Raw genomic sequence first — 21,648 nt, 5'->3', positions numbered from 1 at the left:
GGCGGTGCCTTTGAAAGGGTTAAATATGTTATTACGTGTGTTTTGGATAGTGTTTGCGATAGTGGTTGGAATAGAGGGCGCGTTTGCCGAACAGGTTATGACTAATCAAAGCAATGAGATGGCGGGTGGTCAATTAAAGGCTAAACGTCTAGCTCCGCCGGATATCGATCCTGTCGTGATCGGTAAAACTCGGTATGAAGTAATCCACTGGGGAAAGGAACGCGGCTTAAAACAGAATGGTGGATATATCGCGGCTTTCGATACTTCCAACGGGAAAGAGCTGTGGGTATTGAGAGTCTATGATATTACCTATAATTCTAGTCTGGAAGGTGATGTGCAAGATGTCTTTATTGTGTCAATGTCAAAAGGATTCTTTAGTGGTAAGCTCCATATCAAAGATGAGAAGGGCCGGCATTTTATTGTTGACCCCAATACGCGCAGTGTAGAACAAGAATAAATATTGCCGGTTATTCGGGCAAAGTGCTGTGGTGAATAGAGGAAATTTTCTTCTTACCTGTTTGGGTTAAAATATGGGCCAGCTAGATAAAAACTTGGATAATAGCCAACCGATTAAACAGGAAATGGGCCTGGACGAAGCCTTCCAGTTTGCCGTGCATTTGCATCAAGCAAATCAACTGGATAGTGCTGAAAAGATTTATCAACAATTGTTGGAAATGTTGCCTAACGATCCTGATTTATTACATTTCTTCGGCATGCTGAGAAATCAGCAGGGGTTTGCCGAGGAAGGGGTCGAGTACATTAAAAAAGCCTTGCGGTTGGCGCCAAACTATATTGATGCCGAAAATAGTTTAGGCAATATTTATTTGCAGATTGGGCAGCCCGAGCTGGCCGAGCAATGTTTTCGCCGCTCGATCGACCTAAATCCGCAGTTTGCTTCCGCTTACGCCAACCTCGGCATAGCTCTGAAAGATCTGGGGCGAGCCCAAGACGCGGAAGCCTTTCTGCTGAAGGCCATTCGCTATGAACCGGATGTCGCGCATCATTACCAAAATCTAGGCAATGTCTATCGCAATTTGAGTCGCTACGATGATGCGGTCGCGATGTATGAAAAAGCAATACGCATGCATCCGGCGGATGCCATGGCCTATCAGCGATTGACCCGAACCTTTTATATGATGGGTAAGCTGGATTGTTGCGTTGAAGTTTTGCAACAATGGCTGGACTTCGACCCGGACAACCCCACCGCTCTGCACCTGTTAGCAGCTTATACCCGTGACAAAACCCCGATACGCGCTAGCGACGACTATGTCCGGGAAACATTCGATCGCTTTGCCGCTAGCTTCGATAACATCTTAAAAACCCTGGATTACCAAGCGCCTTCTTTGGTGCATACGGCATTGCAACGGATAGGCCCGGCGGCGGAGAGCTGGGAGTTGCTGGACGCCGGGTGTGGCACTGGTTTATGTGGCGTATTGGTAAGGCCGCTGGTGAAGCGTCTGGTCGGCGTCGATTTGTCCGCCAAGATGCTGGTTAAAGCGCAAGCTAGAAATGTATATGATGTCTTGCATGAAGCGGAATTGACTGCGTATTTTTTGCAAACGGCAACTCTATTCGATGTTATTACCTGTGTGGATACGTTTTGCTATTTCGGCGATTTGTCGGAGGCCGTGACAGCCTCGGTTTCGGCACTGAAACCGAACGGCTGGTTTATTTTTACGGTAGAAAAACTGCAACAGGGGGCGGCAGAGACGGATTTTCGTTTAAATGTACAAGGCCGCTACGCTCACTCCGAAGCCTATGTTCGGGGTACGCTACAAAACGCAGGCTACCGTATTAGTCGTATCGATACCGCCGTATTGCGAAACGAATTTATAGATCCGGTATTTGGGCTGGTGATTACCGCCCAATTGTCAGCCTAATGAGCTCGGGGAATAGGGCATGGGGTTGTCCGTTGATTTAATTTTTGGACTGCCTGCCCGGTTGCGCCATTGACGCACTATTGTCCGTAATCCGCAAAAGCCAACGAAATAGTTACGTTCTTCATCGGTCTGTTCCTTCTGGTGCGGAAGTTTATAGGGCTGTTCTTTAAAAGCCATTTTTTTGACTCTGTCAAATAATGATGTCGTGACTGGCAGTCTGGCTGACAAAAATGGCATTAGACTACACTGTAAAGTGTTTTAAATATATACAATACATTGTTTTTTAATAATAATTAAACTTATGGCTTGTTACCTGCTTATGGCTTAAGGTGTTCGGCATATTTCAAATGCCGGAAATTTTAGACTATTAATACGGAGCAAAACATTGAACTGGTTGAAACGGAAATTCCTGCATTTAGTGCCATTGTTAGCATTGACGGCTGTTGTCGGTGATGCCGAATCAGCGGTTTTGATTGATGACTTTACAACGGCTCAATCCGTCTTTAATGGTTCTACCGGTCCCGTAAATGTCACGGGCACTCAGTTGGGTAATCTGACGCGAATCATTACCGCCGCGGCTTCTCCGAATGATGCCGAAACGGAAGTCAATATCGGTAACGGCTTTTTAAATATCTCAAATGATAGTGACTCGGCTGGAACGGCGAGCGTTTTTTACAGTTTCGACGCCGTTAATTTGGCCTCTGTTGCAGATGGATTACTGTTCAATATCAGTCTTATCGATTTGAGTTCAGAAATTCAGTTGATTGCCAATGGAACGTCAGTATTCGATTTTGCCAATTTAGGCTTCCAAGGTTTATATGAAATCGAATTCGCGCAATTCTCAAATCCCGCTGCATTTAATAACCTGACCAGTCTGAGGCTTAATTTTCGCGGCGCTCAAAGTTGGGATGGCCAGTTTGGTTCGCTGACGGCGGATAGCAAGAATGTGCCTGAGCCCTCTACTCTTTTCCTGCTGACCTTTGGCTTAGCGGCTTTAGCTCGTGCAAGGTATTGCAAAGTTGTAAAGACCCCCAAAGCTGGCTGAATAATGGCATAAACCACTTTAAAGGACGAAAAAATGCACAGTCTAATTCTGCAAAAGTTAGTCATATTCCTGGTATTGATAGTTGGCGTTACCGGTCAAGCTGTGTTTGCCAGTGTCTTGACTTTGGATGATTTTTCACAGTATCAGCGCATCAGCGACGAAGGGGATCGGCCGGGCTCAACCAGCGACACTATTAACGGGCTTGCCGGTAGCGACTTATTAAACCTGTCACGTACTTTTATTGGCGAAGCAACCACAAGTAATTCGGGGTCGAAAATCACTATCAAATCGCAAAATGGCTTATTGAAAATAGCGAATGGCCCTGCATCGGCCGGACATGCTTCTATTCAGTGGGATTTTGATCCGGTTGATTTTACAAAGTTTGGGACTGGAATGCTTTTAGAGGTCGTTAGAATTGATTTGAATGTTAGTGCGGAAATTATTGTTAACGGCGTTGCCGGTTCCGGCACTAAAACGTTTACCGGCGCCGATGATTTTCTGGTTCATTTTAACGATTTTTCCAATAACGGCGTGTTTTCCAATGTCAGCAGTATACGGCTGAATTTCAGCGGCCCCTTGGCGTGGGATGGGCAATTTAAATTGTTGATGGACGGGACGCCGCTCGCAACAGTGACTTCTGTGCCGGTGCCGACAGCTTATCTTATGATGGCTTCGGGTTTACTCGGCTTATTGGGTATTTCCCGGAATAAACCGCTTTGAAATGGCTTCATCGCTCCTTTTGATGGACTAAGAATTGATCGATGTACGGGGTTGATTGGGGTAAAAACCTAGCTGACCCTGAATGCGCTCAATGCTTTTGAAGAAGTAGCGGGTGGAGTCGGTTTTTTCTTGGCAAGTTAGCTTGAGATGACTTGAAGCGGTGTTGAACAATTTAGGGGCTTCCGGAATGAGAGCCCCTTGTTAATATTTGAGGTTAGTTCATTTGTAAATAACGCGCTGAGAGCCATCGAATGGCACTATGTCACCCAGGCTGAAGGCTGTTTCGCCTTGTTGAGTCAAACAGGTCAGGGCGGCGGCCTCATCGTTCGCGTCGACGCAAATAATCATGCCCACGCCGCAATTAAACGTAATTAGCATATCGGCTAAAGTCACATTGCCCTGCTGTTGAAGCCAGACAAAGATGTCTGGTAATTGCCAGGCAGTCAGTTTGATTTCAGCACTCAGATTGTCCGGTAAAACGCGCGGTAGGTTCTCGGTGATACCGCCACCGGTAATATGGGCCATGGCATGTACATCGATATTTTTCAGCAATTCCAATAATGGTTTTACATAAATTCGGGTGGGTGTCAGCAGGGTTTCACCCAAGGCTTTGCCGTTGACGGAATCGGTCAAGGCCAGTCCGCTGCGTTCGATGATTTTACGAATCAAGGAATAGCCGTTGGAATGCGGCCCTGATGAGGCAATACCTATCAATTTATCGCCGGTTTTGACTTTGCTGCCGTCGATGATGCGGTCTTTTTCCACTATGCCAACGCAAAAGCCGGCCAAATCATAGTCGCCATCGCTATACATGCCGGGCATTTCCGCGGTTTCGCCGCCCACCAGTGCGGCACCGGCTTGTTCGCAACCGTTACCTATGCCTTCTATGACCGCCGCCGCAGTGTCGACATCCAGTCTGCCGGTGGCGAAATAATCCAGGAAAAATAAAGGTTCGGCGCCTTGTACCACGATATCGTTTACGCACATAGCGACTAGGTCTATGCCCACCGTATTGTGCAGGTTCATATCCAGCGCTAATTTCAATTTGGTGCCCACTCCATCGGTGCCGGAAACCAAAACCGGATTTTTGTAACGATCCAGCGGGAGTTCGAATAGCGAACCGAAGCCGCCGAGTCCGGCCATCACGCCGGCGTTGCGGGTTTTGGCCGCGATAGGTTTGATGCGGTCGACTAAAGCATTGCCGGCTTCAATGTCAACGCCCGCGCTCTTATAATTTAGGCTGTCGTGCTGTTCTGCGCTCAATGGAGGTCTCTTACTAAAGTTAAGATTGAATCAACCGATATTGTACTATAGTTCCCATTTATACACCGTCAGGGTAGGCTGCAAGCGATGATTTTTACTAAAGGAAAACGAGTGTGTTTGCCGGCATTTATACTGGCCATTCTAGTCGCGGCGCCGGCGGATGCTCTGGAAGTCAAAGGCCTGTATGAAATTGAGCTGATTGCCAACAGCCAGTCCGCCGCCGACCGGGAGCAGGCTATCAAACAGGCTTTATATGGTGTATTGAGCCGGGTGTTGGTGGCCGATGATATATCCAAACTTCCGGCTGTGCAGCAGGTTTTGAATGGCGCCCAACATTACGTCAAACAATTTCAATATTCTTTAATTGCCGCCGACCAATATTCCGGCAACGATGCCCGTTTAATCAGAGTGGAGTTCGATGAAGACCAATTATTGGAAGTGATGCGCAAAAGCCAGGTGGGCATTTGGAGCGAAATCAGGCCTGAGACTTTGGTGTGGTTGGTAGTGGATGCAGAAGGCAAACGGCAGTTCTATAATCCGGAGACTATGCCTGACTTCGAAAGCGCCATGGCGCTGGCATCGAAAATCAAAGGCGTGCCGGTCATCTTTCCGATGCTGGATCTGGAAGAACAGCAGCGCATTTCTGTCAGCGAGGTATTGGGAGCGGATTCCAGAAATTTGTTGGCGGTGTCGGCGCGTTACGAAGTGCCGGCAGTCATGGCGGGACGGGTCACCCAAAAAGGCCAATGCTGGCAAGGTGATTGGGCTTTTTATTTCGATAGTAAAATCAAGCAATGGAGTAGCGACTGCCTGCCTTTGAAGGCTACCATTCAGGATGGTATGCGTGGGGCTTACAGTATATTGTCCAATTATTACGGTGTTAAACCGAAGCAAGAATAATGCACTCGATTAGAGTGTTAACCTGTTCTACGGCAATAGAAGCGAGCGCGTCTTGAATAAAAGGCCGGCATAAGATATGTCGGCCTTTTTGGGAAAGTCTTTAAACCTTCGGTATTTGACGCAGTTTTTCGACAACTTTATCGCCAAATTCAACCGTACTGATCATGGTTACGCCGCTGCCGGGTTTGGATAAATCGGCTGTCGAGTAACCGTCCGCAAAGACTCCTTGCATGGACGCCCAGACATTTTTGGCTTCTGCCGCCATGTCGAAGCTGTTCTCCAGCATCATCGCCACCGAACCTATCATCGAATAAGGATTGGCGATATTTTTACCGGCGATATCCGGCGCTGAACCGTGCGATGGCTCGTAATAGGCTTTTTCAGGGCCGATACAGGCGGATGGCATCAAGCCCAAAGAACCCAGTACACCGCCGCCCTGATCGCTGAGTATATCGCCGAACATATTTTCCATCACCATGACATCGAACTGGGTCGGTTTCAGGCACAATGCGGTTGCTGCCGAGTCGACCAAATAATTAACGACTTCGACGTCCGGATAATCCTTGGCGACTTCTTCCATCACTTCGTTCCACAATACACTGGACAGCAGTACGTTGCTCTTATGGATATTGTGCAATAACTTGCGGCGTTTACTGGCCAGTTTGAACGCTTCGTGCATGATGCGGCGAATTTGTTCTTCATCGTATTCCAGCGTTTCGCGCACATAGCGCAAACCCTTGTCATTGATGCCGCGTTCTTTATCGCCGAAATACAGGCCGCCGATCAGCTCGCGCACCATGATCAGATCGATGCCTTCACCGATGATTTCCGGTTTTAAAGGGGAAAAATGCGCCAGGGATTTCGGCAGAGAAACCGGGCGGAAATTGGCGTAAGTATTGTAACGGCGGCGCATCGGCAACAATGCGCCGCGTTCGGGTTGCTTGTCGACCGGAATCTTTTTGGATTCTTCATGGCTTAAACCAATCGGGCCTTTCAAAATCGCATCAGCCTGGTCGCAAATATCGATAGTGGCTTGCGGAAACGCATCGCCTGTTTCGAAGTAAGCGCAAGCGCCAAATAATGCGGGCATTAATTCAAAGGTCACATCGTTACGTTCTTCGATAACTTTCAGAACTTTAAGTGCTTCTTGAGTAATTTCAGGGCCGATACCGTCGCCGGCCAATACTGCGATTTTATAATGCTTCATTTTTTCTACTGATTTCTAAGTGAATTAAACATATTTTAACCCGCTTATTTTACGTTACTTTAGCTGAGCGGTGCTGTCTGAAAATACACCGCCGTTTCTTAAACAAAACTGTTGCCGCTAGTTTCTCTGATCCCCTTACGTTGCCAAGCGCCTGTCATTTAAGCGAAAATGTCCGGCTTAAGTTCAAAGATTGGTTAAACATGAATACTCGACACTTAACCGCCGTCGCGGCCAGCAGAAAGATAGAGCTGATGGACACTACCCTGCGAGATGGTGAGCAAACCCAGGGTGTGGCTTTTACACCGATGGAAAAGGTCAGCATCGCCAAGGCATTGTTGCAGTTTTTACGTGTCGACCGTATCGAAGTGGCCTCGGCGCGAGTCTCTGAAGGTGAAAAAGAAGCCGTCACCCAAATCAATCGTTGGGCGGCCGAAGAGGGGTTTGACCAGCGCGTCGAAGTGCTGGGTTTTGTCGATCATACCCGCAGTGTGGACTGGATTCGCTCTACCGGCGGAAAGGTGATCAATCTGTTGGCCAAGGGTAGCGAAAAACACTGTCGGGAACAGCTAGGTAAAACCCTGGACCAGCATTGCGCCGATGTACTGCAAACTATCGATTACGCCCATGAACAAGGTCTGAAAATCAATCTTTATCTGGAAGACTGGTCGAACGGTTACAAAAATAGTCCGGACTATGTTTACGGCTTTATGGATAGGCTGCAACACAGTCAAGTGAGTCATTTCATGTTGCCTGATACCTTGGGTGTGATGGCGCCGGAGGAAGTATTCAACAGTCTCAGCGACATGTGCAGACGTTATCCCGCCTTATCTTTCGATTTTCATCCGCATAACGATTACGGCTTGGCCACCGCCAATGTCATGGCTGCAGTGCGCGCGGGCGTCAGCGCCGTGCATTGCACCATCAACTGCCTGGGCGAGCGGGCCGGCAATGCGTCGCTGGCGGAAGTGGCCGTGGTGTTGCGGGACAAAATGGCGATTGAACTAGGCATAGACGAAAGCCACTTGGTGCGTATCAGCGACATGGTGGAAAATTTTTCCGGCAAACGTATCGCCGCCAATGCGCCGATAGTCGGTGCCGATGTATTTACCCAGACCGCCGGAATTCATGCCGACGGCGACCAAAAAGGCGGATTGTATAAAACCAAGCTGGGGCCGGAGCGCTTTTCGCGCACTCGCAACTATGCGCTGGGCAAGATGAGCGGTAAGGCGTCGTTGAAAAAAAATCTGGAGCAACTGGAGCTGGATCTTTCCGAAGAGGACCAAAAGAAAGTGCTGGCGCGCATCGTCAGTATCGGCGATTCCAAACAAACCATTACTACCGACGATTTGCCGTTTATTATCGCCGACGTTTTGGAAAGCAAAAGTTATCAACATATTAAATTGTTGGCTTGCGCTATCAATAGTGGCATGGATCTGCAATCCACCGTCAGCCTGCGCGTCGATGTAAAGGGCGAGAAGCATCAGGCCACCGGTGCCGGTAGTGGCGGCTTCGATGCGTTTATAGACGCCATTGGCAAGGTTATGGTCCATTACGATTATACTTTGCCTGCTCTGGCCGATTATGAAATTCGCATTCCCAAGGGCGGCCACGCCAGTGCGCTGACCGAATGCGTGATCACCTGGGATTGCGGCAATGAGTTGCGCAAAACGCGCGGTGTTCATGTCAATCAGGTGTTTGCGGGTATACAGGCGGCGGTCAAGCTCATCAATATCCAGTTGCATGAAACGACGTTGGCTGGACAGTAATCTTCTAGCGTTGCTTGAAGGAAGCAATGATATTCCCGAGTTGGGTCATGTTTGTTCCGCTTGCACAAAGATCGCGGCGGCAGTGAGTGATGGCCATGTCATCGGGGCCGAGTTTGGACTCCCATAAATCGACCACGGGTGGTACACCCACCGGCCACGGCCCGCGACAGTGGCGTGTCACATGAGGAACATAGCTGGGGTCGACCCCCAGAAAATCGATATCCGCGTAAATTCATAAAGCGGCGCATTTCCGCGACGGAACCGGGTTCATAATGTTCCGTTTCATCTACCGCATAGGCAACACAGTTGTAATCTTCTCCTACCTCCAAGGTAATACGCGCATGCTCGCTGGTGATATTAGGGAAGCTTTGCCGGAGTTCAGTAGACTCCAGCTGAGCAAGATGTCTGGGAGCCATCGGATTGTGCTGCTAAACGCTGGCCAATCACCCCGAATAATTTCGAAATACACCCTTTTGTGCGGTTCATTGCATCCGTCGGCATTGGGCATAAAGAATAATCTATCTCTCATGCCTATATTTGATAACATCGGGGCTCATTATCTTTTGACCTTGAGGCTCCAAAATGGGAAATCTATCAAACGTCACGCTCGATGCCGATGCGATTAAAATCCGGGAGGCTAGACATCATGATCCTTTCTCGGTTTTGGGTCGTCACCAACAAGGTAAGTCTTTTAAAATTAGACTTTATTTACCTTACGCGGAATCGGTTGGTTTTGCGGATGGCGGGGCGGATATTCCGCGCTTGCCCGGAACCGACTTTTTTGAATATCTAGCCCAGCCCGGCGAATTGCCCGATCATTACCGGCTGGACTGGATCGACAAGGACGGCGGTAAACATGCCGGTTACGACCCCTACGATTTTGGAGTGCAGTTACCGGATTTCGATCGGCAATTATTCGCCGAGGGCAAACACTGGCATGCTTACCGGAAGATGGGCGCGCACCTGCATAGTGTCGATGAAATCTCCGGCGTTTTGTTTACGGTTTGGGCGCCCAATGCCGGCCGTGTCAGTGTGATTGGTGATTTCAACCATTGGGACGGTCGCTGTCATCCGATGCGCAGCCTGGGCAGTAGCGGTATTTGGGAGCTGTTTTATCCCGGCCTGGATGCAGGCTATTTATATAAGTTTGAGATATTAAACCGCAATACCAGCGAAGTGCTGACCAAAACCGACCCTTATGGCCAGCAATTCGAGTTGCGGCCCAAAACCTCATCGATAGTGGTGCGCGAAGCAAGCTATCAATGGCATGATCAAGCCTGGATGGACAGTCGAGGCGGGCATGACTGGCTGCATGAACCCATGTCGATTTACGAAGTACATTTGGGTTCTTGGAAATATGATGCGGAAGGCAATTTTTTAAACTATCGCGATCAGGCCGTCCAACTGGTCGACTATGTCAAAGCGCTTGGTTTTACCCATATCGAGTTAATGCCTATCACCGAGCATCCGCTGGATGCCTCCTGGGGTTATCAAACCACCGGTTATTTTGCCCCCACCAGCCGTTTCGGCGCACCGGACGATTTTCGTTTTTTCATGGACACTTGCCATCAGAACAACATCGGCGTGATACTGGACTGGGTGCCGGCCCATTTTCCTAAAGACGAATTCGCCCTGGCTCGCTTCGACGGCACGCCGTTGTATGAGCATGAAGATCCCCGCAAGGGCGAGCATCGTGACTGGGGTACCTTGATCTATAACTACGGGCGCAATGAAGTCAAAAACTTTCTACTCTCAAGCGCGATTTTCTGGTTGGAGGAGTTTCATCTGGATGGCTTAAGGGTCGATGCGGTGGCTTCCATGCTTTACTTGGATTATTCCCGCGAAGACGGCGAATGGATACCGAATCAATATGGCGGTAATGAAAATCTGGAAGCTATCGACTTCTTCAGGGAATTAAATTCAGTCACCCATCAACAGCATCCGGGTACCGTGATGATGGCGGAAGAATCGACCGCATGGGGTGGCGTGACCCGACCCACATGGACCGGCGGCTTAGGTTTTTCGATGAAATGGAACATGGGCTGGATGAACGACATCCTCGAGTACATGAAAGAAGATCCCATCCACAGGCGCTATCATCACGACAAATTGACCTTCGGCATGTTGTACGCCTTTACCGAAAATTTCGCTTTGCCTTTTTCTCACGATGAAGTGGTGCATGGCAAGGGTGCCATGGTGAATAAAATGCCGGGCGATGAATGGCAGCGCTTCGCCAATCTGCGCTTGCTATACACGATGATGTTCACCTATCCGGGCAAAAAACTGTTGTTCATGGGCTGCGAATTCGGTCAGGGCACTCAGTGGGATTTTAGCAGCCAATTGGACTGGTACGTGCTGGATTACCCGCACCACAAAGGTATCCAAACGCTGCTGAAAGAATTAAACGATTTATATAAAGCCCAGCCTACCTTGTATAAACATGATTTCGATCATCAAGGTTTTGACTGGATAGACTGCCATGATGCGGAACAATCCGTGATTAGTTACCGGCGCAAGGATGGGGCGGACGAATTGATAGTGGTGCTCAATTTTACCCCGGTAGTCAGGGAGCAGTATCGAATTGGCGTACCTGTTGCGGGCGACTATCAAGAAATTTTTAATTCCGATTCGGGCGTTTACGACGGCAGCAATGTGGTCAACACCTTAATTACTTCCGATCCCATACCCTGGATGAATCTTCCTCACTCTATCAGTTTGAGATTGCCGCCGTTGGGCGGCATCATATTCAAACTGAAGCAGGATAGTAAGGCTGTAAAAAATATAAAAGCCCCAATTTGATTTGCCACGCAAGCGATAAGACAAGAAGGCGCGATTACCGCGCCTTCTTTTTGATGCATACGATTACCAGGAAAAGCTGCCTGCAATTTGGCCGCTGCCGTCATACGTGTATCCACTCTTGACGACGTTGGTAACAGTAAATGCGCAAGTGCCAGAGATGCTGCTTGGTAGATTCGAGCTACCGATAGTAACGGTGCCGTCAGACTTGGTGCTGCCGGATGTTGAGCCGGTCACCGTTTTGTAACCGGATCTTGTTTTCACCGAGCCACTCCACGAACCATAAACAGTCGCACCCGCAACGGACGATGCGTCGTATTTAACGATGACGTTCGCGACGCATTGAGACTTGCCTCTGCTGAGCGGTTTGCGCGTTAATGAGGTACTACCGACTTTCATGCTCAGGTCGGCGGTAGATTGGGTCACGCTAATCGTTTGCGTCGTGCTGTTTTTCAAGCCGCTATTATCGGTAACAGTCAATGTTGCCGTGAACGTACCCGGTGCAGTGTAAATATGGCTTAGTCCGGCTGTATTGGCGTTGGCTGACCCATCACCAAAATTCCAATCATAAGCCGCGATGTTACCATCCTGGTCAGTCGATCCGCTCCCATTGAACGCGACTGTTAAAGGCGCATCGCCAAAGCTTGGCAAGGCTGAAATATCCGCTGTTGGCTGGCTTAATGTGGTTGTGTTTTTGGGATAGCTTCCGGTAATCAGATATTGGCCAAGGCTCGCATAATCAGAGTAACCAGTTGTTAAATCGCCATGCCCAACTCCATCGATTTGCAGGAAATATCGGCCGGCAGCCAAGGTCGCGGCCAATGATGCCGACAGGCTGTCAGACGGATTGATCGAGGCTATTGTATTTCCAGAAGAATCCATTAACTTCACAGCTACATCTAAATCAGGCGCGATAGAGCCCGAGGCAATATTGAATTGCGCATTGCCGCCGTCGGTTTGAAAGGTGAATACATCGATGTCGCTATTGCGTTCGATGATGCCCGTTTGATATACCGCAGTTGCCTCGCCTGACAATGGTGCCGCACTCGCATTTGTGCTGGGGTAGTCATCGGGACGTAAAGGCGTGCCTGCCGCACTGATGACTGCAATATCATCTTGCAAATTGTTGGCGCCTGGATATTCGCCTTTGCTCCATTGCGTGACGGGTTTGTAGTAACTAGCCCCCATAATCGGAGCCCAGCCGGTTGCACCGCTACCTTGGCCGGTATAATATCCAGCGGTGGATGTGCCGTCATGGTTGAGATTCAGGTTATGACCAACTTCATGCGACACTGCTTCGGCTACATACTTGGGATAACCGTTACCTAATTTATCAAAGAACGCCCAAGCGGGTTGATAGCGATCCGGCGTGCTGGACGAGTAGTACGAAAATACGTTGACGTAGGCCACGCCGCCGCAGGATTGGCTACACAGCTCCGGCATGGACCGGGTAATCACCGCGCGCGTACCGTATTGTGTATCGGTGTTGCTGGTTCGTCTTATCGCGTCGGTCGTTGGCTCTTGGGTTGTTACGTCCACGTCAAACGGCGCATAGTCTTCCGCTACACGTTGCCAGATTTCTCTAATGTTACTTAATTCCGCATCGCTAAATGCACCGGGGTTGCCATCAATGTCATAAGCCTGCGCGGTCAGGGTTCCGCTGGACCAGGCCGTATTTGTTGCAACATGGCCGTTAAAATCCAAATAGATAACCCGGTTCGAGCCGGATTTACTATGAAGAGTAAAAGCATCTTTGCTTGAAGACGCTGTCGAGGCGAAAGTTTCCGTACCGCTAATCGTTGTAGCATTCGCGGTGTCTTCGCCATTGTTGTCAGTATCCTTAGGTTCTGGTCTAGGAATTGGTTTTGTATCTGCTTCAACATAAAGTAGTCGTCCGCCCTCATCGATCCAGGCTGTCTGATCGGTTTTAAGAATATCTTCCAGGCGCTCCGCGGACATGTCATACGCTTTTGCCACCAAAGGCAATTTGTCCCCCAATGCATCAATCGCCGACTGGCCGTTGAGTTTCTCTTTCAGAGAAATTTTAGGAAAAGGCGTTTCTGTTTCATCGAGCTGCGTTTGATCGCTGAATTTGGATACGGATTTTTGCGATTCAGCTTGCACTACACTGAGTGGGTTTTCCTGGCCGGAGCCGTTCAATCCGGAAACAATTGCTTGCACTCGGCCATTTTGGAGTAAGGTCAGGGCATAGTTGTACCCCACTAAAGCGTTCTCCGCATCTTTACGCGTCGAAAAATAGAGCGGTCCGGTTGGTATCCCATTATCAGTAGTTGCTGCTACCTTGCTTGATTCGCCTTTAATCGGTGTTGTTTGGTCTGCTGTTGCTATGGTGCAATTCACCAAGATAGTGAATACAGCCGATGCGATGAATGATTGTCTGTTCATAACGTTTACCAAGTATGGAAAAGTTTCATTACAGAAGTCCGATAGCGAAGCGTCCTTAGCACCGAATTCCCTGGTGCAGGATTAAACTGAAAAAGCCAACAGCATACTGTGAGACAGTTGCAGCTTTTAGAAATCACAACAAGGATGACAAATATCCGTAGTAGTGGCGTTCGAATTTGTTAGTGATTGCTATCTGCTTTGCGAGTCTGGATATTCTCGCGGCTGGCTCGGATTCGTTTGAGTAGTGAAAGTCATGTAGGCGGCTTGCGTAACGAGCAAACGGCTTTAAGAGCACTCAATTCGCTTGAGGAATTTGATTTGGCCGGCGGACTATCGATGGCAGCCGGTTAACCGGTCAAAAAGCTGTTGATGGCAAACCCGCCGCCGAAACTAAACAACAAGTAAAACAGCGACATGACCAAGCCGGCAAACACATTGATGTGCAATATTTTTTTGAAAATGGCGCCAATCAAGGCCCAAGTCCAAAATAGGATAATCGCCAGGGCGCCGTAGCTTAACCAGTCTTCTGCAACGGTTGCCCAGAATATGGTGGGCAATAAAAACAGTGATGTGAAATTTTCGCAAAACAATATTGCCGAGGCCACTTGAATATAAGTGTGCATCGAGCGATTAAGCCAAAGTGCCAGAGCGATGAAGCTCAGGTTTAACAGGGTTTCGATAAAGACTTCCGATATCGACTCAAAATCATCCGTCATATTGAAATGGATGAAAATGAACATCAAAAAGTTAAAGATTAAATTCTTTTTAAAAAATGATGTCGATCTCGGTAGCTCAAGCGGTGAGACATCAAACCAACACAGAGCAAGATACTGTTTGATAATGTCCATAACTATTACGAATTAAATGATCAATATTCTTCGCCGGATTGTGGCTCATAAGAGGACGGGTATTCTTGAAACTGGCTGCGACTGAACTGATCGTTAAGGGCCTGAACTAAATCTTTGGTTTGTTCCAATAAATGATTCAGTTTTTTGCGATTTTTCTTGGTTTTGCCAACCGGTTGGGTAATGGGCAATATTACTCGCCAGAAACTCAGGCTTTTTTCGAATAATCCCGCTAAATCCTCGCTAAGGTTCAATTTTTTCTGGCGTTTATGTAGCTGATTGATAATAAATTTGGCATGTACCCGGCTGACGATCATGTGTATGGGTGTTAGAAATGCGATCAGCGCCAAAATGATAAGCGGGCCGATGATGGGGTCGAAAAACAGGTCCAATATGCCGACGGCGATCTCGGCAAATAAAATCAGCATGATAATAAAGCTGAGGATGATCAACGTGGTGGCATTGCAACGTTCTTTCCAAAGAGTAATTGCCGATTCCACTTCGTCCATCACCACATCGTCGACAGAGCGTATGCTGTTTTCCAACGATTCTAAAATGCGATAGGAGCGGTCGTTATTCAAGTTGTTGACGCGTTGCTCGATTTGCGAGTCGTCGCCGTTTTGCGACAACACCACATAGTGACCGGTAAAAATGCCGAATTCAGCCAAGCGCCGCTGCCAGGAGGCGATGATTTCCTGCGATTTATTCTGGTCCAGACTGAGCTCGGAATGATCGATGACAAACAAAAATTTGTTGGTGTCTTGATACTTTATGATGCTGGCGATCACATCTTTATTGAATTCCGGGTCCGTTTCGAATAAATCGGTAAACACCAATACCAAGTCTGATATGGCAATCACGTGTTGGCGTAATAAGCCGTTAACGGCATTTTCGGTAGCCGGATTTAATACCGGCGTGTCGATGATCAGTTTATTCTTTAATTTGTTGCTGTTGACCGTAACCAATTCCAGGTAGCTATTAACCTTGCTGCCTTCGCCGGGGTTGGTTTGCTCAATATCGCGGCTGACTTGGTAAAAAGGCAAACGGTGATCGGCGTCCAATGCCGTGCCGGGCAGGGTGGCGCTGGTGGTTTGCGGGGTGTATTGCAAGACCGTGAATTTATGCCGGGTGGTGTGCAGGGGTACCCCGAGGAAGCGGTTTAAAAATTCCGATTTGGCTGGAGAATAGCCGCCCAAGGTACTGATCAGCGGCCACCAAGAACTTCTGCGGGCCGTGGTCTCCTCGGGATCGATCAACGCCATTTCGAATTCCAGTTCGTCCAGCTCCTGGAACACTTTCACCGCTTTTTGTAACACAGGGTCCGTCGTGGCAAATTGCTTTTCAAGATTTACCAGATGTTTGCTTACCATTTTATCTGCCATGAGATTTAAACCCTGCCGTGTTGAAAATGTTGATTCAATTGGCAGGAGTATACACCGATGTTTTAAGCAGATAAAAATTCTAAATGGCGCTGAGGTTAGTCCTCTATGTCCAATTCTTTCAGTTTGCGCGTCAGGGTATTCCTGCCGTAACCCAGTAATAACGCGGCTTCATGTTTGCGGCCGTGGGTATGTTGCAGCGCGGTTTGTATCAATAACGTTTCCACGCTGGCTATGGCCTGTTTGGCGATATCGTGCTTGCCCGTGGCCAGCTGTTGCTTAATCCAGCTTTGCAACAGGTCTTCCCAGTCGTGTTGACCGGCTTCGCCTTGGGGGTCGGCCGGGCTTTGGCTCAACTCGGGCGGCAAGTCTTCGATATGGATTTCCCGGCCAGATGCCATCACTGTTAGCCAGCGGCAGGTGTTTTCCAGCTGGCGGACGTTGCCCGGCCACCGCAAGTTGCTTAAAAAGGCCTCGGCTTCCGGTTTCAGAGTTTTGACTTCCGTCCCTAATTCCCGTGCGCTTTGGTACAGAAAATGTCGCATTAGCAAGCCAATGTCCTGTCTGCGTTCGCGCAAGGGTGGGATATGAATGCGGATCACATTCAAGCGGTGGAATAAATCTTCCCGAAACCGGCCTTGCGCCACAAGCACTTCCAGATTTTGGTGGGTCGCGGCAATGATGCGGACGTTTACCTTGACCGCTGCATGCGCGCCCACCGGATAAAACTCGTTATCCGCCAGTACCCGCAGCAGACGGGTTTGCAATTCGGCCGGCATGTCGCCGATCTCATCCAGAAATAAGGTGCCGTTGTTAGATTGTTCAAAGCGGCCTATACGGCGGGCCTGGGCACCGGTAAATGCGCCTTTTTCATGGCCGAATAACTCCGATTCCATTAAATCCTTGGGAATGGCTGCCATGTTTAGCGCCACAAAAGGCTGCTGGGAACGCGGGCTATGCCGGTGCAGGGCTTTGGCAACCAATTCTTTGCCGGTGCCGGATTCGCCGTTGATCAGTACGGTAATGTGCGAGCGTGCCAACCGGCCTATGGCACGGAATACTTCCTGCATGGCGGGCGCTTCGCCAATAATTTCCGGCGTATCGCCCATCCCCTCCGGCGGTGATTCAGTGTTGTTTTGCTGTTTGCTGTGCAGGCAGGCGCGATGCACGGTTTCGACCACTTCATTGACGTCGAACGGTTTGGGCAAATACTCGAATGCACCGCCGTGAAAGGCCGAGACGGCGCTTTCCAGGTCGGAATGCGCCGTCATGATAATCACCGGCAAGGACGGATAATCCTGTTGGATTTTCTTTAACAGTTCAAAGCCGTCCATGCCCGGCATGCGGATGTCGGTAATCAGGACGTGCGGCAAGTCGTGCGCCAATTCTTTTAATAAGTCGGCCGCGTTGGAAAAGCAAAGCGTTTCGATGCTGGCTTTTTGCAGGGCTTTTTCAAGCACCCAGCGTATCGATTTGTCATCATCGACAATCCAGACTTTATCTGGCAGTGGCATGATCGTCTCCATATCGTAAAGTAGTCATCATTATCCAAACAAGCCCATCATCGGCTGGGTGCTGTTTTCTCGGACTGATCCATGATGGGTAAAAAAATTGAAAAAACGGTGTTTCCGGGTTCGCTTTCGCATTCAATTAAGCCGTTGTGCTGGTTAATCAACGATTGAGCAATGGATAATCCCAGGCCGGTGCCTTCGGCGCGGCCGGTAATCATTGGATAAAAAATTTGTCCCATCAAGCCTGGCTGTATACCGGGGCCGTTATCGATAATGTCTATTTTGACCGCCAGCTTGTAGAGTTTGCGACCTATGGTCATATGGCGCTGAATACGGGTTTTTAGAATAATTTGGCCAGCGGATTGCAAGGCTTGAATCGCATTGCGGACAATGTTCAACAAGGCTTGTATCATTTGATTTTTATCCGCAAACAGCTCAGGAATGCTGGGGTCGTAATCGGTTTTAAGGCTGATGTTGCTGCCGGCTTCCACGGCAACTAAATGTCGCACGCGCTCCAGCACTTCATGGATGTTCAGCGGGTGTTTATGGGCTGGTTTGTTAGGGCCGAGCATTTTGTCCATCAACTCCTGTAGCCGATCGGATTCCGCAATGATGATTTGGGTGTATTCCTTCAATTCGGCATCTTGTAGTTCCAGAGCCAACAATTGGGCCGCGCCTCGCAAGCCGCCGAGCGGGTTCTTAATTTCGTGCGCCAGGCCGCGCACCAGCATGCGGCTGGTATTTTGTTGGGCTAATAACTGTTCTTCCTTTGTGATACGTAAATGCCGGTCTACTTGTTGCAATTCAATCAAAACCTCCGATAGAACCCCGTTTTCCAGAATCGGCGTGGCACTCATGTTGACCGTGATGGGCTGATTCATACATTCAAGTATCAATTCTCTGTCAACCAGCGGTTCGTTTTGGTTCAAGCGCAGTAATAAATCACGGAACAGTAAGGGGTGGGCGGTTTTAAACAGTTTTTGGGCAAGGTGACCCACCAAATGTTTGGCGCTGTCGGCAAACAGTATTTCGCCGGCAGGGTTAATATAGGTTAAGCGAAACTCTCGATCGAAGAGCAGGATCGCCTCATTGAGATGGTCGAGTATTTTTTTATACACAGTAACAAATGGTTTAAGAATGGCTGTCTTATTATTTAGCAATTAATGTGCCGCAAATAACAATGCAGGGATGCGGGCAGGGATAGGGTTAAGATAAACTTGTTGACCCAATATGGTGCGCTCATCTGGGTGGGCGTCTTGTTATGGTGCGATCAGTCTGTATCGAGACGGCATAAATTTTCTGCACGTTTGCTTTGGGGTTGAATACTGCCGTCTGCAAATACTCGCCAACGGTAGCGTAGCTCCATGGCTTTGTTAATCAATACGGCACGTTCAACATCGTAATGGTCGTCCTCCTGAAATGAACGCCAGCCGATATCCCGTTGCGAATGGCTTTTTATCGATTTTTCCAAAGCCTGATCGACGGTTAGATTATCTTTGCAAGCGCGTGTTTTAATTTGCTGGGATGCTTGATTGATATCTAGGGCAATGCTGGTATTCGAAAATCCGGCAAACCAGATAAAGCCCCAAAATAGTGCGGTAGCTTTTAAACAGGAGGTTTTATTCAAAGCGCGCATGACTGACTCCTGGGTATCGGTTATAGGCTTAAGGGATGGGTGGATCGCAGGTTGTATCCTTGCTGGTTGTATCCTTGCTGGTTGTGCCGAGAAATATCCAGGCCCTCTGTTTCATCGCCGATACTGACGCGCAGCCCCAGGGTTTTATCGAGCAATTTCAAAATGGCAAAGCTCAATCCGCCACTCCAGATCCAATGGCAGACGGGTACATAAATCAAAAACTCCCAACAGGTCACAAACCACAGTAAGGCAGAGAATTTCATACGTTCGGCGACGTCACCTACGATCAAGGCGGACGCAAAAATCGCAAGGGTCAGGCGATACATACAGAACACGGTTTCCGGCAGATTGTCCTTGACGCTGTCGGCGTTTATGCCCAGCAAAGAAAATTCGGAAAAACCGCCCAATACCTTCTGCCAACTGCCGCCATCGCTCAATGCCAGACTGTATCCGCCGAACAACCACAAAACCGATACCAAAGAGGTAATCGCAAAACACTGCATCAATACTGAAAGCACGTTTTTGGTGCGTACCAAGTCGCCATAAAACAAGGCCAGGCCGGGCACGGTCATGAATAACACGAGTCCCGAGGCGGTCAAGATCCAAGCCGAATCTGCTGCATTTAATTGGTCTGCGCTGGCTAAGTGGGGCCAAAACCCTAAACCGAGACAGGCGGCAATTGCAACGATAGGGCGGTATCTCGGCATGCTCACTCTCCCGGCAGGCGATATTCGCCCCAAAATGAGGCGTTATTGGAGTAATGATGCACCAATATGGTTTGCCAGGCAACGCAATATCGATGCGTCATGCCGATCTTTGTATCACCGGAGCGAATCATGATGGTTTCCCACTTATGCCTTGTCCGGTCTTAGGCGTTTCTATCGGTTTTTTCCGCGGCTGCTGAGGGCGCTGGCAATAGGGTGGCAGGATCGCTATTTCTTATGCCAATGCCATTCAGAATGATGAAAAGATAAGCCGAAGTACGGTACACAATTAAGTGGGGCAATCGATCCACCATGGCGGTCGACCCAAAATGTGTTTGCCGGTCCAGAACAGGGCAATACTAACTTGCTATTTCGGCGTTATTTAGCCGTTGGCAGCTAGCCGGACCGTGCAGCGCGGTGGTGAGAACGGAGATTATTAGGACTGCGTTGTCGCAGAACGCCAGTCGGATAACTTATCCAAGCCGTTACGGCAACGCTGGCAGTTAACATCGGGTTGCCGCTTGGTGCTAGCGCGTTTCGGACTGAGTACCGGTTTGATGATTCCAGCGGTCAACGGAGCGGTTTTTTCCGGAACCAGCAAACCAATGACTTGGTTTCCGGCCGAATTTTGCATTTTTTCTGTCTGCCGACGCTGGAACAGTCCGGGTGCAATCACGCCGGAATATTGATGCTGCCTTCCGCAAAAATGACTGCCTGGCCGCCAATGCGAATGGTCAGTTTTTCTTGTTGTTTGTTATCCATTTCCAGCTGCAGCAGGCTGCGACGGGTCGACATTTCGCCACGCTCAACCGAGAAGCTATGGGTGCCTTTTTGGGTGCGTTCAAAGGAACATAGATAACTGCAAAAGGCCGGCATGGCGCTACCGACCGGCGGGTCGTCCTGCAAGCTGATATTCGGACCCAACAGGCGGGCATTGAAATCGGCATCCGGGTTGGGCGATTTGGGCGCAAATAACAGGATTTCCTGTGCGGCGGTTTGCGGGGCGGCCGATTGACTCCAGTTAGGATAATTGAAGCGGGCCTTGCGTACCGATTCGTAATTCCACACCGGTACGATTAAATACGGAAACCCGCAAGAAACCAGGCGCGGCGAATATTTTTTATGATCCAGATCGGCGATCTGCAAGCCCAGAAACTGGCATAATTCTTCATCGGTAGGGGCAAACCTATCGATGATGGCGCTGTCGCTGCGGCTGAGTTGCACGAAACTGGGTTTGCCCGCCTCGCTGGAAATATTCACTTCGACCGGTCCGCTATTTTGCTCCAAAACGATTTTAGTCAGCGCTTGGCTGAGCGCGATATCGCCGCATTCGGCCAATATAAAAGCCGTGGCGATAATCGGGTGGCCGGCGAAATCGATTTCCCGCAACGGTGAAAAAATACGCATTCGGCGCCGATTTTCAGCGCCATGTTCGTGGAACACGAACACCGTTTCAGTCAGGTTGAGTTCCTTGGCAATCGCGGCCATGGTTTCGCTACTTAAACCATCCGCAGCGGGAAACACCGCAATCTGCGCACCGTTGAACAGCTGATTGGTGAACGCATCGGCAATGTAATAGTGGTATTTCAT

General features: G+C 49.1%; 20 protein-coding genes. 7 read left to right on the top strand and 13 right to left on the bottom strand.

All coding sequences use genetic code 11. The features are described 5' to 3' along the window. Positions 1 to 10 precede the first annotated feature (10 nt). Together M0R33_RS18180 and M0R33_RS18175 are read left to right on the top strand one after the other, a co-directional pair. Positions 11 to 457 (top strand): hypothetical protein, encoded by a 447-nt coding sequence (locus M0R33_RS18180; protein WP_292572578.1) that lies wholly within the window; start codon positions 11 to 13, stop codon positions 455 to 457. A gap of 73 nt (positions 458 to 530) precedes the next feature. Continuing rightward, a complete protein-coding gene (locus tag M0R33_RS18175) occupies positions 531 to 1,880 on the top strand; it encodes a tetratricopeptide repeat protein (RefSeq protein ID WP_292572576.1) in 1,350 nt (449 codons plus the stop codon). Here the strand turns inward: M0R33_RS18175 and M0R33_RS18170 are convergent. Beyond that, on the bottom strand, positions 1,872 to 2,057 hold the full coding sequence (locus tag M0R33_RS18170; protein WP_292572573.1) for a hypothetical protein: 186 nt from the start codon (positions 2,055 to 2,057) through the stop codon (positions 1,872 to 1,874). The two genes, M0R33_RS18175 and M0R33_RS18170, sit on opposite strands and share 9 nt — an antisense overlap. Positions 2,058 to 2,265: 208 nt before the next feature. Between M0R33_RS18170 and M0R33_RS18165 the strand changes: the two genes are divergently transcribed. After that, a complete protein-coding gene (locus M0R33_RS18165) occupies positions 2,266 to 2,925 on the top strand; it encodes a PEP-CTERM sorting domain-containing protein (RefSeq protein ID WP_292572570.1) in 660 nt (219 codons plus the stop codon). 117 nt (positions 2,926 to 3,042) lie between these two features. Next, positions 3,043 to 3,645, top strand: a complete 603-nt coding sequence (locus M0R33_RS18160; RefSeq protein WP_292572567.1) for a hypothetical protein — start codon at positions 3,043 to 3,045, stop codon at positions 3,643 to 3,645. A 219-nt stretch (positions 3,646 to 3,864) separates the two neighbouring features. Here M0R33_RS18160 and purM read toward each other — a convergent pair whose 3' ends face one another. Next, positions 3,865 to 4,908, bottom strand: coding sequence for a phosphoribosylformylglycinamidine cyclo-ligase (gene purM, locus M0R33_RS18155; RefSeq protein ID WP_292572563.1), 1,044 nt, complete (start codon positions 4,906 to 4,908; stop codon positions 3,865 to 3,867). Between the two features lie 87 nt (positions 4,909 to 4,995). Here purM and M0R33_RS18150 point away from each other — a divergent pair, with 87 nt between their 5' ends. Continuing rightward, positions 4,996 to 5,808 (top strand): DUF2066 domain-containing protein, encoded by an 813-nt coding sequence (locus M0R33_RS18150; RefSeq protein WP_292572561.1) that lies wholly within the window; start codon positions 4,996 to 4,998, stop codon positions 5,806 to 5,808. Between the two features lie 100 nt (positions 5,809 to 5,908). Here M0R33_RS18150 and leuB read toward each other — a convergent pair whose 3' ends face one another. After that, on the bottom strand, positions 5,909 to 7,015 hold the full coding sequence (gene leuB, locus M0R33_RS18145; protein ID WP_292572558.1) for a 3-isopropylmalate dehydrogenase: 1,107 nt from the start codon (positions 7,013 to 7,015) through the stop codon (positions 5,909 to 5,911). Between the two features lie 200 nt (positions 7,016 to 7,215). Between leuB and M0R33_RS18140 the strand changes: the two genes are divergently transcribed. Continuing rightward, on the top strand, positions 7,216 to 8,781 hold the full coding sequence (locus M0R33_RS18140) for an alpha-isopropylmalate synthase regulatory domain-containing protein (RefSeq protein ID WP_292572555.1): 1,566 nt from the start codon (positions 7,216 to 7,218) through the stop codon (positions 8,779 to 8,781). 582 nt (positions 8,782 to 9,363) lie between these two features. Next, on the top strand, positions 9,364 to 11,580 hold the full coding sequence (gene glgB, locus M0R33_RS18135; RefSeq protein WP_292572552.1) for a 1,4-alpha-glucan branching protein GlgB: 2,217 nt from the start codon (positions 9,364 to 9,366) through the stop codon (positions 11,578 to 11,580). 63 nt (positions 11,581 to 11,643) lie between these two features. Here glgB and M0R33_RS18130 read toward each other — a convergent pair whose 3' ends face one another. The 10 genes from M0R33_RS18130 to M0R33_RS18085 form a co-directional block, all read right to left on the bottom strand. Further along, a complete protein-coding gene (locus tag M0R33_RS18130) occupies positions 11,644 to 13,983 on the bottom strand; it encodes a PKD domain-containing protein (RefSeq protein ID WP_292572548.1) in 2,340 nt (779 codons plus the stop codon). Positions 13,984 to 14,330: 347 nt separating this feature from the next. Continuing rightward, positions 14,331 to 14,723, bottom strand: a complete 393-nt coding sequence (locus M0R33_RS18125; RefSeq protein ID WP_292572546.1) for a hypothetical protein — start codon at positions 14,721 to 14,723, stop codon at positions 14,331 to 14,333. A 128-nt stretch (positions 14,724 to 14,851) separates the two neighbouring features. After that, positions 14,852 to 16,210, bottom strand: a complete 1,359-nt coding sequence (locus M0R33_RS18120; protein ID WP_292572545.1) for a hypothetical protein — start codon at positions 16,208 to 16,210, stop codon at positions 14,852 to 14,854. A gap of 95 nt (positions 16,211 to 16,305) precedes the next feature. Further along, positions 16,306 to 17,721, bottom strand: coding sequence for a nitrogen regulation protein NR(I) (gene ntrC / locus M0R33_RS18115; protein ID WP_292572542.1), 1,416 nt, complete (start codon positions 17,719 to 17,721; stop codon positions 16,306 to 16,308). A 47-nt stretch (positions 17,722 to 17,768) separates the two neighbouring features. Next, positions 17,769 to 18,836: a nitrogen regulation protein NR(II) gene (gene glnL / locus M0R33_RS18110; RefSeq protein WP_292572538.1), complete on the bottom strand. Its 1,068-nt coding sequence runs from the start codon at positions 18,834 to 18,836 to the stop codon at positions 17,769 to 17,771. A 152-nt stretch (positions 18,837 to 18,988) separates the two neighbouring features. Next, positions 18,989 to 19,354, bottom strand: coding sequence for a hypothetical protein (locus M0R33_RS18105; RefSeq protein WP_292572535.1), 366 nt, complete (start codon positions 19,352 to 19,354; stop codon positions 18,989 to 18,991). A gap of 20 nt (positions 19,355 to 19,374) precedes the next feature. Next, positions 19,375 to 20,061, bottom strand: a complete 687-nt coding sequence (locus M0R33_RS18100) for a hypothetical protein (protein ID WP_366044210.1) — start codon at positions 20,059 to 20,061, stop codon at positions 19,375 to 19,377. 2 nt (positions 20,062 to 20,063) lie between these two features. Then, positions 20,064 to 20,192 (bottom strand): hypothetical protein, encoded by a 129-nt coding sequence (locus M0R33_RS18095; RefSeq protein WP_292572532.1) that lies wholly within the window; start codon positions 20,190 to 20,192, stop codon positions 20,064 to 20,066. A gap of 302 nt (positions 20,193 to 20,494) precedes the next feature. Next, a complete protein-coding gene (locus M0R33_RS18090; RefSeq protein WP_292572529.1) occupies positions 20,495 to 20,692 on the bottom strand; it encodes a hypothetical protein in 198 nt (65 codons plus the stop codon). A 38-nt stretch (positions 20,693 to 20,730) separates the two neighbouring features. Next, complete coding sequence (locus M0R33_RS18085; protein ID WP_292572525.1) at positions 20,731 to 21,648, bottom strand: PhzF family phenazine biosynthesis protein; 918 nt, start codon at positions 21,646 to 21,648, stop codon at positions 20,731 to 20,733.

It is taken from the genome of Methylomonas sp. (assembly GCF_023228165.1).
Taxonomy (GTDB): domain Bacteria; phylum Pseudomonadota; class Gammaproteobacteria; order Methylococcales; family Methylomonadaceae; genus Methylomonas.
The sequence above is the reverse complement of the archived record's forward strand: the minus strand, read 5'-3'. Positions and strand labels throughout refer to the sequence as shown.

Bases quoted from the DNA above. Each gene is read 5' to 3' on its own strand.
- M0R33_RS18175 (WP_292572576.1), top strand. From the start codon at position 531: ATGGGCCAGCTAGATAAAAACTTGGATAATAGCCAACCGATTAAACAG.
- M0R33_RS18170 (WP_292572573.1), bottom strand. From the start codon at position 2,057: ATGGCTTTTAAAGAACAGCCCTATAAACTTCCGCACCAGAAGGAACAG.
- M0R33_RS18150 (WP_292572561.1), top strand. From the start codon at position 4,996: ATGATTTTTACTAAAGGAAAACGAGTGTGTTTGCCGGCATTTATACTG.
- leuB (WP_292572558.1), bottom strand. From the start codon at position 7,015: ATGAAGCATTATAAAATCGCAGTATTGGCCGGCGACGGTATCGGCCCT.
- M0R33_RS18140 (WP_292572555.1), top strand. From the start codon at position 7,216: ATGAATACTCGACACTTAACCGCCGTCGCGGCCAGCAGAAAGATAGAG.
- glgB (WP_292572552.1), top strand. From the start codon at position 9,364: ATGGGAAATCTATCAAACGTCACGCTCGATGCCGATGCGATTAAAATC.
- M0R33_RS18130 (WP_292572548.1), bottom strand. From the start codon at position 13,983: ATGAACAGACAATCATTCATCGCATCGGCTGTATTCACTATCTTGGTG.
- M0R33_RS18125 (WP_292572546.1), bottom strand. From the start codon at position 14,723: ATGTTCATTTTCATCCATTTCAATATGACGGATGATTTTGAGTCGATA.
- M0R33_RS18120 (WP_292572545.1), bottom strand. From the start codon at position 16,210: ATGGCAGATAAAATGGTAAGCAAACATCTGGTAAATCTTGAAAAGCAA.
- ntrC (WP_292572542.1), bottom strand. From the start codon at position 17,721: ATGCCACTGCCAGATAAAGTCTGGATTGTCGATGATGACAAATCGATA.
- M0R33_RS18105 (WP_292572535.1), bottom strand. From the start codon at position 19,354: ATGCGCGCTTTGAATAAAACCTCCTGTTTAAAAGCTACCGCACTATTT.
- M0R33_RS18100 (WP_366044210.1), bottom strand. From the start codon at position 20,061: ATGCCGAGATACCGCCCTATCGTTGCAATTGCCGCCTGTCTCGGTTTA.
- M0R33_RS18095 (WP_292572532.1), bottom strand. From the start codon at position 20,192: ATGATTCGCTCCGGTGATACAAAGATCGGCATGACGCATCGATATTGC.
- M0R33_RS18090 (WP_292572529.1), bottom strand. From the start codon at position 20,692: ATGCAAAATTCGGCCGGAAACCAAGTCATTGGTTTGCTGGTTCCGGAA.
- M0R33_RS18085 (WP_292572525.1), bottom strand. From the start codon at position 21,648: ATGAAATACCACTATTACATTGCCGATGCGTTCACCAATCAGCTGTTC.